Annotated in this window: 14 protein-coding genes; 11 read left to right on the plus strand and 3 right to left on the minus strand. The window is 61.2% G+C overall.

Translation table 11 applies throughout. The annotated features are described in order from the left end of the window. Positions 1–67: 67 nt before the first annotated feature. From CQ14_RS10990 to CQ14_RS11000, 3 genes are all read right to left on the minus strand, one after another. The gene (locus CQ14_RS10990) at positions 68–622 is read right to left on the minus strand and encodes a hypothetical protein (RefSeq protein ID WP_057857925.1); all 555 of its coding nucleotides are present in this window, start codon (positions 620–622) and stop codon (positions 68–70) included. 239 nt (positions 623–861) lie between these two features. Continuing rightward, complete coding sequence (locus CQ14_RS10995) at positions 862–1,452, minus strand: RES family NAD+ phosphorylase (RefSeq protein WP_057857926.1); 591 nt, start codon at positions 1,450–1,452, stop codon at positions 862–864. Further along, entirely contained in the window at positions 1,449–2,135 is a 687-nt protein-coding gene (locus tag CQ14_RS11000) for a hypothetical protein (RefSeq protein WP_245320292.1), read from the minus strand. Before CQ14_RS11000 ends, CQ14_RS10995 begins: the two co-directional genes overlap by 4 nt. 531 nt (positions 2,136–2,666) lie before the next feature. Between CQ14_RS11000 and CQ14_RS11005 the strand changes: the two genes are divergently transcribed. The 11 genes from CQ14_RS11005 to CQ14_RS11055 form a co-directional block, all read left to right on the plus strand. Continuing rightward, complete coding sequence (locus CQ14_RS11005; RefSeq protein ID WP_057857927.1) at positions 2,667–4,694, plus strand: conjugal transfer protein TraG; 2,028 nt, start codon at positions 2,667–2,669, stop codon at positions 4,692–4,694. 11 nt (positions 4,695–4,705) lie between these two features. After that, a complete protein-coding gene (locus tag CQ14_RS11010; RefSeq protein ID WP_156434881.1) occupies positions 4,706–5,260 on the plus strand; it encodes a CopG family transcriptional regulator in 555 nt (184 codons plus the stop codon). Beyond that, positions 5,253–6,260 (plus strand): P-type conjugative transfer ATPase TrbB, encoded by a 1,008-nt coding sequence (trbB, locus tag CQ14_RS11015; RefSeq protein WP_057857929.1) that lies wholly within the window; start codon positions 5,253–5,255, stop codon positions 6,258–6,260. Before CQ14_RS11010 ends, trbB begins: the two co-directional genes overlap by 8 nt. Positions 6,261–6,352: 92 nt before the next feature. Continuing rightward, positions 6,353–6,628, plus strand: a complete 276-nt coding sequence (locus tag CQ14_RS11020) for a TrbC/VirB2 family type IV secretion system protein (RefSeq protein ID WP_057858106.1) — start codon at positions 6,353–6,355, stop codon at positions 6,626–6,628. After that, entirely contained in the window at positions 6,628–6,885 is a 258-nt protein-coding gene (locus CQ14_RS11025) for a VirB3 family type IV secretion system protein (RefSeq protein WP_057857930.1), read from the plus strand. Before CQ14_RS11020 ends, CQ14_RS11025 begins: the two co-directional genes overlap by 1 nt. Next, positions 6,879–9,467: a conjugal transfer protein TrbE gene (gene trbE, locus CQ14_RS11030; protein ID WP_057857931.1), complete on the plus strand. Its 2,589-nt coding sequence runs from the start codon at positions 6,879–6,881 to the stop codon at positions 9,465–9,467. The genes CQ14_RS11025 and trbE overlap by 7 nt, the downstream gene beginning before the upstream one ends. Positions 9,468–9,515: 48 nt before the next feature. Continuing rightward, entirely contained in the window at positions 9,516–10,271 is a 756-nt protein-coding gene (trbJ, locus tag CQ14_RS11035) for a P-type conjugative transfer protein TrbJ (protein ID WP_057857932.1), read from the plus strand. 11 nt (positions 10,272–10,282) lie between these two features. Further along, the gene (trbL, locus tag CQ14_RS11040; protein ID WP_057857933.1) at positions 10,283–11,464 is read left to right on the plus strand and encodes a P-type conjugative transfer protein TrbL; all 1,182 of its coding nucleotides are present in this window, start codon (positions 10,283–10,285) and stop codon (positions 11,462–11,464) included. Positions 11,465–11,468: 4 nt separating this feature from the next. Continuing rightward, the gene (gene trbF / locus CQ14_RS11045; RefSeq protein ID WP_057857934.1) at positions 11,469–12,173 is read left to right on the plus strand and encodes a conjugal transfer protein TrbF; all 705 of its coding nucleotides are present in this window, start codon (positions 11,469–11,471) and stop codon (positions 12,171–12,173) included. Then, the gene (trbG, locus tag CQ14_RS11050; RefSeq protein WP_082649816.1) at positions 12,170–13,195 is read left to right on the plus strand and encodes a P-type conjugative transfer protein TrbG; all 1,026 of its coding nucleotides are present in this window, start codon (positions 12,170–12,172) and stop codon (positions 13,193–13,195) included. The genes trbF and trbG overlap by 4 nt, the downstream gene beginning before the upstream one ends. Next, positions 13,192–14,454: TraB/TrbI/VirB10 family type IV secretion system protein (locus tag CQ14_RS11055; RefSeq protein WP_156434913.1), on the plus strand; the 1,263-nt coding region annotated here is incomplete at its 3' end. The genes trbG and CQ14_RS11055, both read left to right, overlap by 4 nt.

The raw sequence follows: 14,454 nt of genomic DNA on the forward strand, positions 1-14,454 counted from the left end.
TTCGGAGAGCCGCGCAGAATATCGGAAATATGTATCTGTCCGGGAGCGTCGATCCCGGACATGCAGTTCAAAACGGCTTGCTTGCGGGAAACAAAATCAAAAGCCCATTCAGTGCCCCGAGAAACACTACCTGAGCGATCGCCGAGGTAACCGTGGAGAGCTTGATGGCGGTGAGGGCGCTCAACAATCGGAACGAATTCTCTGTCAGCGCGATGCGTGACTTGAAGATTGCTGCGATGATGGTGTCTTCCACCAGATCGGACGCCATGTAGGCGGCAGGCAAAACCCACCAGATCCAGTGAGGAACGTTGGACAGGAATCCGAGTCCGCCGGCCAACGCGGCAGATGCGAATCCGAGGAGAAGGCCAAGTGCAAGCAGAAAAAGAATATCGATTGGGAACAGTACCGGATAAATGTAGCCGCGAATTGCACTGTCGTTTGCCTTGTCGGCGAGCCAACGGCGAAGGGTGATCGCGCTCAGCACTTCGGTTTGCGAAGGAATGTATTTCAGGCGTTCGAGGAAGCGGTTTGCGACATCCGTGCCATATTTCGGTGTCACGAAAAGCTTCAGTGTCAGCGTCAAGCCGAGCGTCAACACGAATAGAATGATGATCGTTTGCAAAAAATGCCCCCAACCAAACTCGGCCCCCCGGCGCGCAATGCAGGACTATGTCACACTTATAGGTTGTTTGGCCATTGGTGTGCAGCGCACGCGGCTACAGACCTGTGGAATACTTTTGGCGTGCGTGAACCCAAAGCTCGGTCGGGTATGTGCGGCCAGCTCATCGGCGCCGGGACAAGGGTCTTCCTGGTGGAGCTGGGTTTGCCCGGAGTGCTGCAGAATTGATGGCGAGTATTTTGCTAGGGAGGCGCCATTCCGACACGGTATTTTAGCGCAAGCCGCCAGAACCAGTCCTGATCAAGATCCGTTTCTCTTCCAGTTTCGCTAATGGCCGCTCCGGCACGGTCGAATACCGCGTAGCAGAGTGCCTCGTCGTCATGTCGTGCATGATAGGCGATGCCATCCGCACCGACGGGGTGGCTGAACAGGGCTTTTGACCAAGCCTGCGGAGCATCATAGGGGAGGCCACCATGGACGACCTCGGCTGTTGCGCCGACGATTGCGAGGCCAGGACCGGCAAGCCTGATCAGGTTGAGTTCTGCTCGGATGCTCAAGCGGACATAGGCCTTGCGACGTAGCATGTCAGCATCAATTAATCTCCGGCCTGGTGTGCGCAAAAACGTCTCAGCAAATGCACCGGAAGGCTCTTTGGCGCAGTACAGCACCCCGTAGCTGCCGTCGGGCGCATTCAGGCGGCCGGACAGGCCGGGATCGAAAAAAATCGGCTCATATCCGCTGGTGTAAAACCGGTGAATGATTGTGCCGGCTGGCAGTTTGATCAGTTCCGGTTTGCGTGAGGCCAGATCCGATGGCGGAAGCGGCGCGCTCACGCTCCCTGCTGGCCAATACGTTGAGCGGCCTCAACGACCTGGTTGACGTTACCCTCCTTAAGGACATCGATCGGCTTCCGGCCAGATAGCCGATCGTCGGGCTGTGCAAGGAAGTTCAGGACCGTCCAGGGATTGCGGGTTGGAAGTGCCTCGCTGACCGCTTTGAGACCGTCAACCACGGTCCCGTCCGAATTGAATTGCAAGGTAGGATAGCTGCGCCGGTTGCTCGGTCCAGGGACGGCGAGCAGGCTGCCTTCCTGCACGCGCTTGTCGATCGCCTGACGCGATACGCCGTGCATCAAGGTTCTGACCTGATCGAGATCGTAAGCGCCACCGGCCTCGCGCAAATCTTCCTGCGCAATACGGACACCCTCGAGGATTGCGAGCGATCGGGCATCCGGCTCATACGCTGCCTGATTGATTACAGCTTCCCGCTTGCTGGAAGTCGCGGAAAGGGCAGCCGCGTGGATCTTCCAAACGGTGCGCAGGTTGCCCTTAAATCGATCCCGGATCTTTCTTACCGTTCCGGGCTTTTGCGATACGATTGCGACCTCGGCTCCGGCAGGAAGCTGAGCGCCCTTCAGCACCGCGCCCGACAGCATGAGCATCGTCATCGTGCCGGTTGGCTCGACTGGTTTTTTGGCCGCAAGGGAGGGCGGCTTGGATTGGACCTTGTGTGCCATCATATCCTCCGTCCGCAATGTGGGTATCCTAGGCAACTTTGTCAACTTGGACAACACGCGCCTCGGTATTTTTATACCGTGAACAGATGTCCTTGATAGAGATTTTGCTGACTCTGCAGGGCACTGGGGGCGGCGCGGAGAGCGTCAGGCTGCCGATTTATACTAATTTCGCGGAAATAGTATAACGTCGCGTTGCAGCGACGGATCGGAAGCATTCGCACCTGTGGCGAGCCCAGATCAAGTGATCGCTTGACGTCGTAATGCACCGAATCGCGGTCAGCCTGGGGCAGCCGCGCGCCGGTTTGTCCTGCTTCGTGCCGCTCTGCAGCTAGCTCCAAATTCGTCAAACCGCTCACATTCTATTGAGCCGTTTGCCCATCTACGCCGAAATCGGACTACGACTGTTCTCCTCTCAGCAGTTTTGATCAACGAAGATTTCGTGGCGGAGCGCATTTTTTATTTCGATTGAATGCGCATCGTTCTCGTCCTTTTCATCGCCCCGTTCACGTCGCGATGTGAGTGGGGCAGAGAATGTTTCCGGCAAAAATCTACCTGGGACAGATCGCCGTCGTCTTCGGCATTGTCGTCACCTCGACGTGGGGCGCGACGCAGTGGACGGCCAGCGCGCTCGGCTATCAGGACGGTCTTGGCTCGCCCTGGTTCACGCTGTCGGGCTATCCGGTCTATCTGCCATGGCGGCTGTTCGAGTGGTGGTACGCCTACGAAGCGTACGCACCCGAGATATTCGAGCGCGCCGGCGCTATTTCTGCCGGCGGGGGAATTGCGGGCGCGCTGTTTGCGGTCGTCAATTCGGTCTGGCGCGCCCGACAAAATCAGTTGGTCACGACCTACGGCTCGGCGCGTTGGGCGACACAGAAGGAGATCGCTGACGCCGGCCTGTTCCAGGCCAAAGGCGTTTTGCTCGGTCGCGTCGACGGCGACTACCTCCGACATGAAGGCCCAGAACATGTGATGTGCTTTGCGCCGACGCGCTCGGGCAAAGGTGTCGGTCTTGTGCTGCCGACCTTGCTCTCCTGGACCTCGTCGGCCGTGGTTCACGACATCAAGGGCGAGAACTGGCACCTGACAGCCGGTTGGCGGTCGCGCTTCTCGCATTGCTTGTTGTTCGATCCGACCGACACCCGGAGCGCCCGGTACAATCCGCTGCTTGAGGTGCGCAAGGGCGCTGCCGAAGTCCGGGACGTTCAGAACATCGCCGACATCCTGGTTGATCCTGAAGGAGCGCTCGAACGCCGTACCCATTGGGAAAAGACCAGCCACGCACTGCTGGTCGGCGTGATCCTTCACGTTCTCTACGCCGAAGAGAATAAGACTCTCACCCGCGTCACCGAAATCCTCGCCGACCCCGCCCAGTCGTTCGAGAAGACATTGCGGATCATGATGGCGACCAACCATATTGGCACGGCGGACGCACCGAAGGTTCATCCCGTGGTCGCGGCGACCGCGCGGGAACTGCTCAACAAGTCCGAGAATGAACGCTCCGGCGTGCTGTCGACCGCGGTAAGTTTTCTTGGGCTTTATCGAGATCCGACCATCGGCCGCAACACCGAGGCCTGCGACTGGCGGATCGCTGACCTCGTTGCCGCCGACAGGCCGGTCACGCTCTACCTCGTGGTGCCGCCTTCCGACATCAGCCGCACCAAACCCTTGATCAGGCTGGTCCTCAATCAGATCGGCCGCCGCCTTACCGAAACGCTGAACACGAATGACGGGGCGCCGAGGCAGCGACAGCTCCTGATGATGCTCGACGAGTTTCCTGCACTGGGGCGGCTGGATTTCTTCGAGAGCGCGCTGGCGTTCATGGCGGGCTACGGCATCCGCGCCTACCTGATCGCGCAGTCGCTCAATCAGATCGTCAAGGCCTATGGCGAGAACAACGCCATCCTCGACAATTGCCACGTGCGGATTGCGTTCGCCGCCAATGATGAGCGTACGGCCAAGCGCATCTCGGATGCACTCGGCACCGCCACGGAACTGCGGGCGCAACGCAACTACGCCGGCCATCGGCTCGCGCCTTGGCTCGGGCACGTTATGGTCAGCCGGCAGGAGACGGCGCGGCCGCTACTGACGCCGGGCGAGGTGATGCAGCTCCCCCAGGATGAGGCAATCGTTCTCGTGTCTGGCCTTGCACCTGTCCGCGCCAAAAAGCTGCGGCACTATGAGGACGCAAACTTCATCTGGCGGCTGCTTCCGACGCCACGGCTTGATAGCGGCCTATACGCCGATCGCCCACCCGCGAGAACCCATGATTGGCGGGACCAGCTCCGGCAGCTGGATATCCGGCTGGCGACGCTTCCGTTCCGCGATCTGATGCAGGACTCCGAAGAACAGGGCGGGCTCAAGCAGCAACTGACCTTATTCGACGAGCCTGCGCATAGCGTCGGCGAGGGGCCGCTAGGAGAGGAACGCCTCTTTGATGACGATTCCGACGCGGCCTCCGATCGCAGCCAGATGCAGCAGGCCGCCAGCCAGTCGGCAACGGTTCGCCGCGCCCATGCGGTGACGCGCGACGACGATGACCTGCTTCCAGCTTTTTGATGGACCGAGCCATGAAACCGAAACTGTCCGTCTATCTCTCCGATCATGTCGCCAAGCGGCTCACGCAGGCAGCCGACCGGCCAGGAACCAACAAGTCAGCAATTGTTGACGCAGCGCTCGATCGCTTTCTCAACCCGGAGCGCGATCAGAGCGGCGATGCAGCCCTGGTGCGGCGCCTCGATCGTATGAGCCGGCAGCTCGATCGGATGGATCGCGATCTTTCGATCACGGCGGAAACCATTGCTCTATTTGTCCGCTACTACCTCACCATCACGCCGCCATTGCCGTCAGGTGACCAGAACGCCGCGCGCGCCTTGGGGCGCGAACGCTTCGAGATGTTCGTTGCCCAGATCGGCAAACGTGTCGCTTCGGGCGGAAAGCTCGTCGCCGACGTGATGGAGCGCGTCAGTTCGTCCAATCCGGATCTGTTCCTCCGGAATCTCGAGGAGGGAACACCGTTGGGCCAGCCGACGGCAGGAGACCAAACCAATTCCCGTGCAACTGACGCAACGGGTGAGCCGCCGGAGCATCCTCCGGAAGGACGAGAGGAGGTCGGCAATGTCTGATCTCCTCTCGCCCGAGACCCGTGAGCGCCGCCGCAACATGCTGCGCACCGCCATGGGCCCGGCTATCGCATTGGCGCTCGATGAACCGGACGTTGTGGAAATTCTGGTCAATCCCGACGGCCGGCTATGGCTTGATCGCCACGGTTCCGGGCGGGCCGACACCGGCGTGATCCTGACGCCGCACGAAGCGGAGCGGATCATCCGTCTCGTTGCAAGCCACGTCCGCGCCGAGGCCAGCGGGTCGTCTCCCATCGTTTCCGCCGAACTCCCCGAAACCGGCGAGCGTTTCGAGGGGCTGTTGCCACCGGTGGCGCTCGCGGCCTGCTTTGCCATTCGCAAGCCCGCAACAACCACGTTCCGTTTGTCGGACTATGTCAGAGCGCAGATCGCCTCGCCCGCCATGGCAAAGATCCTCAGCGAAGCGGTTGCGGAGGGGCGCAACATTCTGGTCGCTGGTGGGACCGGCTCGGGCAAGACCACGCTCGCCAATGCGCTCCTGGCCGAAGTCGCGGGTCTCGACCAGCGCTTGGTCATCATCGAGGACACCCGCGAACTCAGATGCGACGCCAAGGACGCGGTCGCGCTGCGGACCAAGCCTGGTGTCGCAACGCTAGCCGATCTCGTGCGCTCGACCCTTCGGCTGCGCCCCGACCGGATTGTCGTCGGTGAGGTCCGGGGAGGGGAAGCCCTCGACATGCTGAAAGCATGGAACACCGGCCATCCCGGTGGAATCGCAACCGTGCACGCCAACTCCGCGCGCGCGGCGCTCTATCGGATCGAGCAACTGATCCAGGAAGCGGTAACGACCGTTCCCCGCCGGCTGATCGCAGAGGCGATCGATCTCGTCGTGTTCATCAAGGGACGGGGCCCCGGACGCCGCATCGAAACGGCCGTTGAGGTCAAGGGCCTCGATCGTTCAGGCGACTACGTCCTGGAGATACCGCCCGAGCTGCCGACCCCCGTCAATCATCCCTGGTCAAGACCTGGAGAGAGTTCATGACGTTCAGACTGCAAGTCTCAGCTGCGGGTGGTTGCCTTGGACGGCTTCGCTACGTTGCCCAGCCCGTCATTGTCGACCTCGGCGCCGGCGCCATGGTTACGTTGCTGACGGCGTCGGCCGCTTGGGCCGCGGGCTCTGGCATGCCGTGGGAGGCGCCGCTCCAGCGTATTCTCGAATCCGTGCAGGGGCCGGTCGCAAAGATCGTAGCTGTCATCATCATCACGGTGACGGGGATCTCGCTCGCCTTTGGCGACACGTCCGGCGGCTTCCGAAAGATGGTCCAGGTCGTGTTCGGCCTGTCCATCGCCTTTGCGGCCAGCTCGTTTTTTCTGTCGTTCTTCTCGTTCGGCGGCGGAGCGCTGATCTGATGCGGCGCGACGGCTTTGAACTTGTCCTTCACCGCTCGCTGACCGAGCCGATTTTGATCGGAGGCGCCCCGCGCGCCGCCGCGATCCTGCTTGGCACGCTTTCGGCTGTGCTCGCGCTCGGCTTAAGGCTCTGGCTCGCGGGGCTCGTGCTCTGGATCGTCGGGCACGGCATTGCCGTCTGGCTTGCCAAGCGCGATCCTTCCTTTGTCGAAGTCGCTGTCCGCCACACCAAGCACAAGGGATGGCTCGCATGCTGAATCTGCGCGAATTCCGTTCCCACGCACATCGGCTGGCCGATTGGCTGCCCTGGGCCTGTCTGATTGCGCCCGGAATTGTCCTGAACAAGGACGGCAGTTTCCAGCGCATAGTCCGTTACCGCGGTCCAGATCTCGACAGCGCGACCGAAGCGGAACTGATGAGCGCCGCATCCCGTGTCAACAATGTCCTGAAAAGATTTGGCTCAGGTTGGGCGCTGTTCTTCGACGCCACCCGCATACCGGCCTCGGATTACCCCCGGTCGCAATTTCCCGATGCGGTGTCCTGGCTGGTCGACGAGGAGCGACGCGCGTCCTTTGAGGGGATCGTTGATACGGCATGGAGCGGCTCCTCACGTCACGGCGCGCAACATTTTGAGAGCATCTCGCATCTCACATTCATGTATCTGCCGCCGGTCGAGCGGGTCTCAAGGCTGGAGGCTCTGTTTCTGGAGAATCCGGGCACTCAAACGGTCGGCTCGAACCCGCTGTCTCGCTTATTTCGGAGAGGGCGCGCCGCTCGCTCGCACCACGTGACGGACCACAATGCGCCAGGACGTGATAGCTCAGGCAGCGGTCAACCGCCGGAACGCGCAGCGCGGCGAGGCGGGTACCAGGAGCATCTCCAGCGCTTCATTCAGGAGACCGATAGGGCCATCGATCTGCTCTCGTCGGTTCTGCCGGAAATCGCCCCGCTCGACGACAAGGACACACTGACCTATCTGCACAGCTGTGTCTCGACAAAGCGGCATCCCGTCAGTGTTCCCGAGATCCCGGCCTATCTCGACGCATTCCTGTGTGATGAGCCGCTGACCGGCGGTCTCTCGCCAGCGATCGGCCGCAGCCACCTCCGCACCGTGACCGTTCTGGGCTTTCCGGCCGTCACGTTTCCGGGGGTGCTCGACGATTTGAACCGGCTTGGCGTCGCTTACCGGTGGGCCACGCGCTTTCTGCCGCTCGACCGGACGCAAGCCCAAGCAGCACTGTCCCGCTATCGGCGGCAATGGTTCGCCAAGCGCAAATCCCTGGGCGCCATCCTGAAGGAGGTGATGTTCAACGAGCAGGCAGCCTTGCTTGACACGGATGCGGACAACAAGGCGGTGGACGCGGATGCAGCGCTCCAGGAACTCGGCGACGACCTCGTGGCGTTCGGATACATCACGACGACGGTCACGGTTCACGACGAGGACTCCTACGCAGCCGACGAAAAGATTCGCGCGGTGGAACGAGCCATCAATAGCCGTGGTTTCACCACCATCCGGGAGAACGTCAACGCGGTGGAAGCCTGGCTCGGCAGTCTGCCGGGGCAGGCTTATGCGAACCTACGTCAGCCGATCGTCCATACCCTCAACCTTGCCCATATGTGTCCTTTATCTTCCGTATGGGCAGGCGAGGCGCGCTGCGAACATCTGGATGGACCGCCGCTTCTCCTGGCCAAGACCAAGGGCGCGACGCCGTTTCGACTGACGCTGCATGTCGGCGATGTCGGCCACAGTCTGATCGTTGGCCCGACGGGCGCCGGTAAATCCGTCCTTCTGTCGGTACTTGCCCTTCAATTCCGCCGCTATCAAGGATCGCAGCTTGTGATCTTCGACAAGGGCCGTTCGGCCCGGGCTACAACGCTTGCGCTCGGCGGCGCCTGGTATGAGTTGGGGGTGAAGGGCGGACTTGCGTTCCAGCCACTCCGGGATGTCGACGACGAGGGAGCACGGCTCTGGGCGCTTGATTGGTTGTGTGGCGTTCTTGCCCATGAACGGGTCCTCATCACGCCCGAGGTCAAGGAAACGATCTGGTCGGCCTTGAAGAGCCTTGGGTCGGCCCCCGTTGCCGAGCGCACCATGACCGGCCTCGTGGCGCTGCTGGCACGCGACGCACTGCGTCAGGCGCTAACGCCTTACACCCTCGAAGGCCCTTACGGGCGCTTTCTCGATGCTGACGCGGACAGCTTGTCCAGCGCCGATGTGCTGACGTTCGAGATGGAAGAACTGATGGCGCTGCCGGGACTGGTGGCGCCCGTGCTGACCTACCTGTTCCATGCGCTTGAAGCGCGTTTTGATGGCCGGCCGACGCTTCTGGTCCTGGATGAGGCCTGGTTGTTTCTGGACGACCCGTTGTTCGCCGATCGCATCCGCGAATGGCTGAAGACACTCCGCAAGAGGAACGTTGCCGTAATCTTCGCGACCCAGTCACTCAGTGACATTGCCGACAGCCAGATCGCGCCGGCGATCATTGAGTCCTGCCCAACCCGGATATTCTTGCCAAACCCGCGGGCGCTCGAGCCTTCGCAGTCGGAGACCTACCGCCGTTTCGGTCTTAACGACACGCAAGTGCGCCTGATCGCGGAAGCCTTTCCGAAGCGGGACTATTACCTGCAATCGCGCGCCGGCAATCGTCTGTTCGAGCTTGGGCTCGGTCCAATTGCACTTGCCTTTGCGGCTGCTTCATCGCCTGAGGATCAGCGCCTGATCGAAGCACTATTCGCCAAATTCGGCCCCGGACAATTCGCGGAACGCTACCTCGCCGCCCGAGACCTTCAGTGGGCCGCCAATCTGATCAGCACCTTCGAACATCTCAGGGACGCGTGATCTCACGCGTTGCCTGCAATCCTTATCCTCTAGTCCGGAGTCCATCTGATGCTTGAAAAGCTATTCGGCAAAACCGTTCCACGAAAAATATCGACCAGTGTCCTCGCAATCGGACTAGCTCTCGTCCTTGCGGTGAATGGGTCGCGACGACTTGGAGCTCAGATCGTCGTGTTCGATCCGTCGAACTACAGCCAGAATATTCTGACCGCCGCGCGGGCATTGGATCAGATCAACAATCAGATCAAGAGTCTCGAAAACGAGGCGCAGATGCTGATCAACGGCGCCAGGAACCTGACGAGTCTGCCGAGTAGCGTCGTTGGCCAACTCACTTCGAAGATTAACGAGATCAACAGCCTGATCGCCCAGGCCAAGGGCCTCTCGTTTGACGTTCAAAAGACCCAGGGCGACTTTCAGCAATTCTATCCCCGCCAGTATACCGCCGCCGTATCCTCGGACCGGATGGTGCAGGACGCGACAGCCCGCTGGGACAACACTTACCAGGCGCTGAAGCAAACGCTCGTGACCCAGGCGACGATTGTCTCCGCGCTCGACCAGGACGGGCAGACGCTCCGTACCCTGATGGCCAATTCTTCCGGCGCCGTCGGGTCCCTGCAGGCCCAGCAGTCTGGGAACGAACTGCTGGCGCTTCAGGTCAAGCAATCGCTGCAGGCCCAGGCTCTGGTCGCGACGCAAGCCCGGGCCGAAGCCGTGCGAGCGGTCGAGCAGCAGGCCTCCGCGGAGGCCGGGCGCGAGCGCTTTACCCGCTTCATTGGAGACGGTCGCGCTTACACCCGCGTGCGCTAGAGGAGGGGGCCATGGCTGATCTCGCGGTCATCGACCGTTTCACCGATACATTCTCTCGCTATATCGATTCCGGCTTCGGAATTCTCGGCGGAGACGTTGCGTTTCTGAGCTCAACGCTGGTTATCATTGATTTGACGCTTGCGGGCCTTGCGTGGAGCCTGCGCGCCGACGATCACATCCTGGTTACGCTTGCCAAGAAGGTGCTCTATGTCGGGGCATTCGCCTTCATTATTGGCAACTTCAAGTCGCTTGCCGGCATCGTCTTCAGTTCTTTCTCAAGCATCGGGCTGAAGGCAAGCGGCGGCACGCTCAGTGCGGCGGATCTGATGCGGCCGGGCTTCGTGGCCTCGACGGGGTTCACCGCGGCGCATCCGCTGCTGGAGGAAACCGGCCAGTTCTCGGGCTTCGACATACTGACCAATCTGCCGACGATTCTGATCCTGCTGTTTTGCTGGATTGTGATCGTGCTCGCGTTCTTCGTACTCTCGGTCCAGCTGTTCGTCACCTTGATCGAGTTTAAACTGACGACGCTTGCGAGTTTCATCCTGGTGCCGTTTGCGCTCTGGGGAAAAACGTCTTTTCTCGCGGAAAAGACGCTCGGCAATGTGATCGCATCCGGGGTCAAGGTGATGGTGCTTGCGATCATCATCGGCATCGGATCGACCATCTTCGGTGAACTTTCCACAACGCTGATCCGGCCGGTCGACATTGTTTCGGCCATGAGCCTGCTGCTTGCCGCGCTTTCCTTGTTCGGGCTTGGCATCTTTGGGCCAGGCATCGCGGCGGGTCTGGTGTCGGGCGCGCCTCAACTCGGTGCGGGTGCCGCCGCCGGAACGGTTGCAGGCGCGGCGGCGGTCGCGATCGGTGGCGGTGCGATGGCGCTCGGCGGATTGCGGATGGCGGCGGGTGGATCGGTAGGAGCGCTCCGTTCCGCTGCGTCACTTGCTGGCACGTCGGCAAGTGGGGCTAGCTCGGCTGCAGATGTCACAGCCACTCGCCAGAGTTCTCAGTCAGTGAAATCGGACGCGCCTGGCGGCCAAGACACCGCTTCATCCAGCGGCAGGCCGTCGGGTCTGGCCAGCCAATTCCGCCGAGGGCGGCAGATCAAGGATGCGGCACGTATTGTCAGCCAGACCCTGAAGGAAGGCGACAAAGGTGGACACTCTTCCGGTCCCAAGCTGGGGGAGGACTAAAGCTATGGCGTCTCATCCCTACCACCGTCCCTCGGTCCGCTATGGCAATACACCTGAGCCGGTCACGCCCTATCAGAAGGCGCAGCAGGTCTGGGACGAACGGCTGGGCTCGGCCCGCGTCCAGGCCAGCAACTGGCGGCTTGCTGCTCTCGCCGCTACAGCACTTTCAACCGTCTTGGGTCTCACGCTCTCGACGGTAATCGGCCGGTCCAGCGTGGTGCCATATGTGGTCGAGGTTGATCGCCTTGGGGAAGTACGCGCGGTCGGTCCTGCATTTGAAACCTACCAGCCGTCCGATGCCCAGATCGCGCATTTCCTGGCGCGCTTCGTCGAAAACGTCCGCTCGCTGTCGATTGACCCCGTCATCGTGCGAACGAATTGGCTTCGTGCGTATGACTTTGTCACTGATCGCGGGGCGCAGGCTCTTAACGAGTATGCCCGCGAAGCCGACCCCTTCACCAAGATCGGCGCGAAAACCGCAACCGCCGACGTGATCTCGGTCGTCCGTGCGTCCGGTGACAGTTTCGAAATTCGCTGGAAGGAGAACACCTACGAAAACGGCGCGGTGGCAAAGACCGAGCGCTTCACCGGTGTCGTGACAGTCATCCTGAAACCTCCCACCAGCGCCGAGACGTTACGGAAAAATCCGCTCGGTCTCTACGTTCATTCCCTCAACTGGTCGCGCGACCTGATCGGAGACGCAAAATGATGTCCTTTGCCATGAAGAGCTGTGCGTCGGTGAGCATCCTTGCATTGGCGCTCGCAGTTGGGGGCTGCGCCACGAAATTGAATCTCGAGGCGCCGTACGACGAGTTGAGCTTTGAGAAGGCTCTTCCGGAGACCGATCCGCCTAAGCCGGTCGAGGTTGTCGAGGTACCCAAGGTGTTGCCTCTGCCTGGCCAACTCAAGCCTTGGCCGATCAAAGGCAAGAAAGGCGAGAAGGTCCCGCCGGAGCAGGCCGTTGCCACTGCCAACAAGGCCGCGCGGATCGAGCCGACCCGGGCAGGCTATATCAATGCCATTCAGGTCTACCCCTGGACCGAAGGCGCCCTTTATCGGCTCTACACCAGCCCGGAGAAGGTCTCCACCATCGTGCTTCAGCCAGCCGAAGAGCTGATCGACGTCTCGACCGGCGACACGGTGCGCTGGGTCATCGCTGACACCATAAGCGGGCAGGGGAGCACACGGCGGGTGCATATCCTGGTCAAGCCGACGCTGCCGGACATTCAAACCAATCTTGTGGTGCTGACCGACCGGCGCACCTACCACCTCGAACTCGTCTCCACCAAGCAAACCTACATGGCCTCAATCTCCTGGACCTATCCGACCGATAGCTTGGTCGCGCTTCATAAGCAAAACCAGGCGGCGCAGGAGACCGAGCAACGTGTTGCTGATCGCGGCGTGCGGCTGGACAGCCTGAACTTCCGTTATCGCATCGAGGGGGACGATCCGCCGTGGCGGCCGCTGCGGGCGTTCGACGATGGCCATAAGGTATTCATTCAGATGCCGTCGGGTCTTTCCCAAGGCGAAGCGCCGCCGCTGTTCATCGCCGGCGCCGATGGCCGGCCTAATCTCGTCAATTATCGCGTGCGAGGTTCCTACTACATCGTCGACCGGATGTTCGGCGCCGCCGAACTTCGCCTTGGCGAGAATCCGCAGCGTACGGTTCGGATCATCCGCACCGATGCGCGCCCGGTCTCACAGATCTTCAGCACCGGAGGCGCATCGTGACCGAGGAGTCTGACAAGGTGCCACCGGAACGGCTGGAATTGCGGGCACGGCCGCGGCCGATCCGCCGTCTCAACAAGCGCACCCTCATGATTGGCTGCGCGGCCGCCGCGTTGTTGATCGCCGGTGCGACGATCGTCGCGCTCAGTCCGCCGCGGATGTTCAAACCCACCGAACGAACCGAGTTGTACAATACCGACCGCAAGCAGACGGCTGACGGCCTCACCAAGCTGCCCAAATCCTACCAGGACTTGCCGCCAAAACTTGGCCCACCGTCGCCTGGCGATGTCGGCCGCGCTTTCGCCGAGAGTGAGAAGAAACTGGGGGCAAGCCCATCCGAAACGCCGTTCCAGGCTAACCCGGAGCAGGATGTGGAGCGGGCAGAGCGCATCCGCCAGGCCCGTATTGCGCAGCAGGCCAAGGAGTCGGGCCTTCTTTTTCGCCTGTCCGACAAGCAGGACCGGCGCAAGCGGCCGATAACCACTGAGCAGCCATCGGCATTTCGTCCGGCACCCGCGGATAACACTCCGACGACGGCTGACCTCCTTGCGAGGGCCCAGGGCTTGAACGACCGCTCTAGCGAAATCATTCCGTCGTCCCAGGCGCGCAAGCTCGCTTTCGTTAGCTCCAAGGCCGACAAGGAAACCACCAACCCCCACGCCCTCGCACCTGCACCGTCGCCCTACGCGATCATGGCGGGATCGATCATTCCGGCGAGCCTAATCACTGGTCTGAATTCCGATCTGCCGGGATCGACGATCGCCCAGGTAACAGAAAACATCTACGACACTGTGACTGGCGAGCATCTCCTAGTGCCACAGGGGACGCGGCTCTTCGGCAAATACGACAGTGTCGTCGCTTTTGGTCAAAAGCGAGCGCTCGTTGTTTGGACACGGCTCATCCTGCCGAACGGCAATTCGATCGTGATCGAGAATTTGCCGGCGACAGACGTAGCGGGTTACGCCGGTCTTGAGGATGAGGTCGATTTCCATACCTGGCAATTGCTTAAGGGGATTGGCCTGGCGACGCTTCTTGGCGTCGGGACCCAGCTCTCGCTTGGCAATGATGAAGGCGATCTGGTCAAGGCGCTTCGTGAGAGCATTCAGCAGACGACCAATAGGGCAGGTCAGCGGCTCATCGAGCGTGAGCTCGATGTCCAGCCGACCATCACGGTACGGCCAGGCTGGCCGCTGCGTGTGATTGTTTCGAAGGATCTGGTGCTGAAGCCGTACCAGGAGGTTCAGACAGCGGCGAGGGGTCGG

Source organism: Bradyrhizobium lablabi (assembly GCF_001440475.1).
Taxonomy (GTDB): domain Bacteria; phylum Pseudomonadota; class Alphaproteobacteria; order Rhizobiales; family Xanthobacteraceae; genus Bradyrhizobium; species Bradyrhizobium lablabi.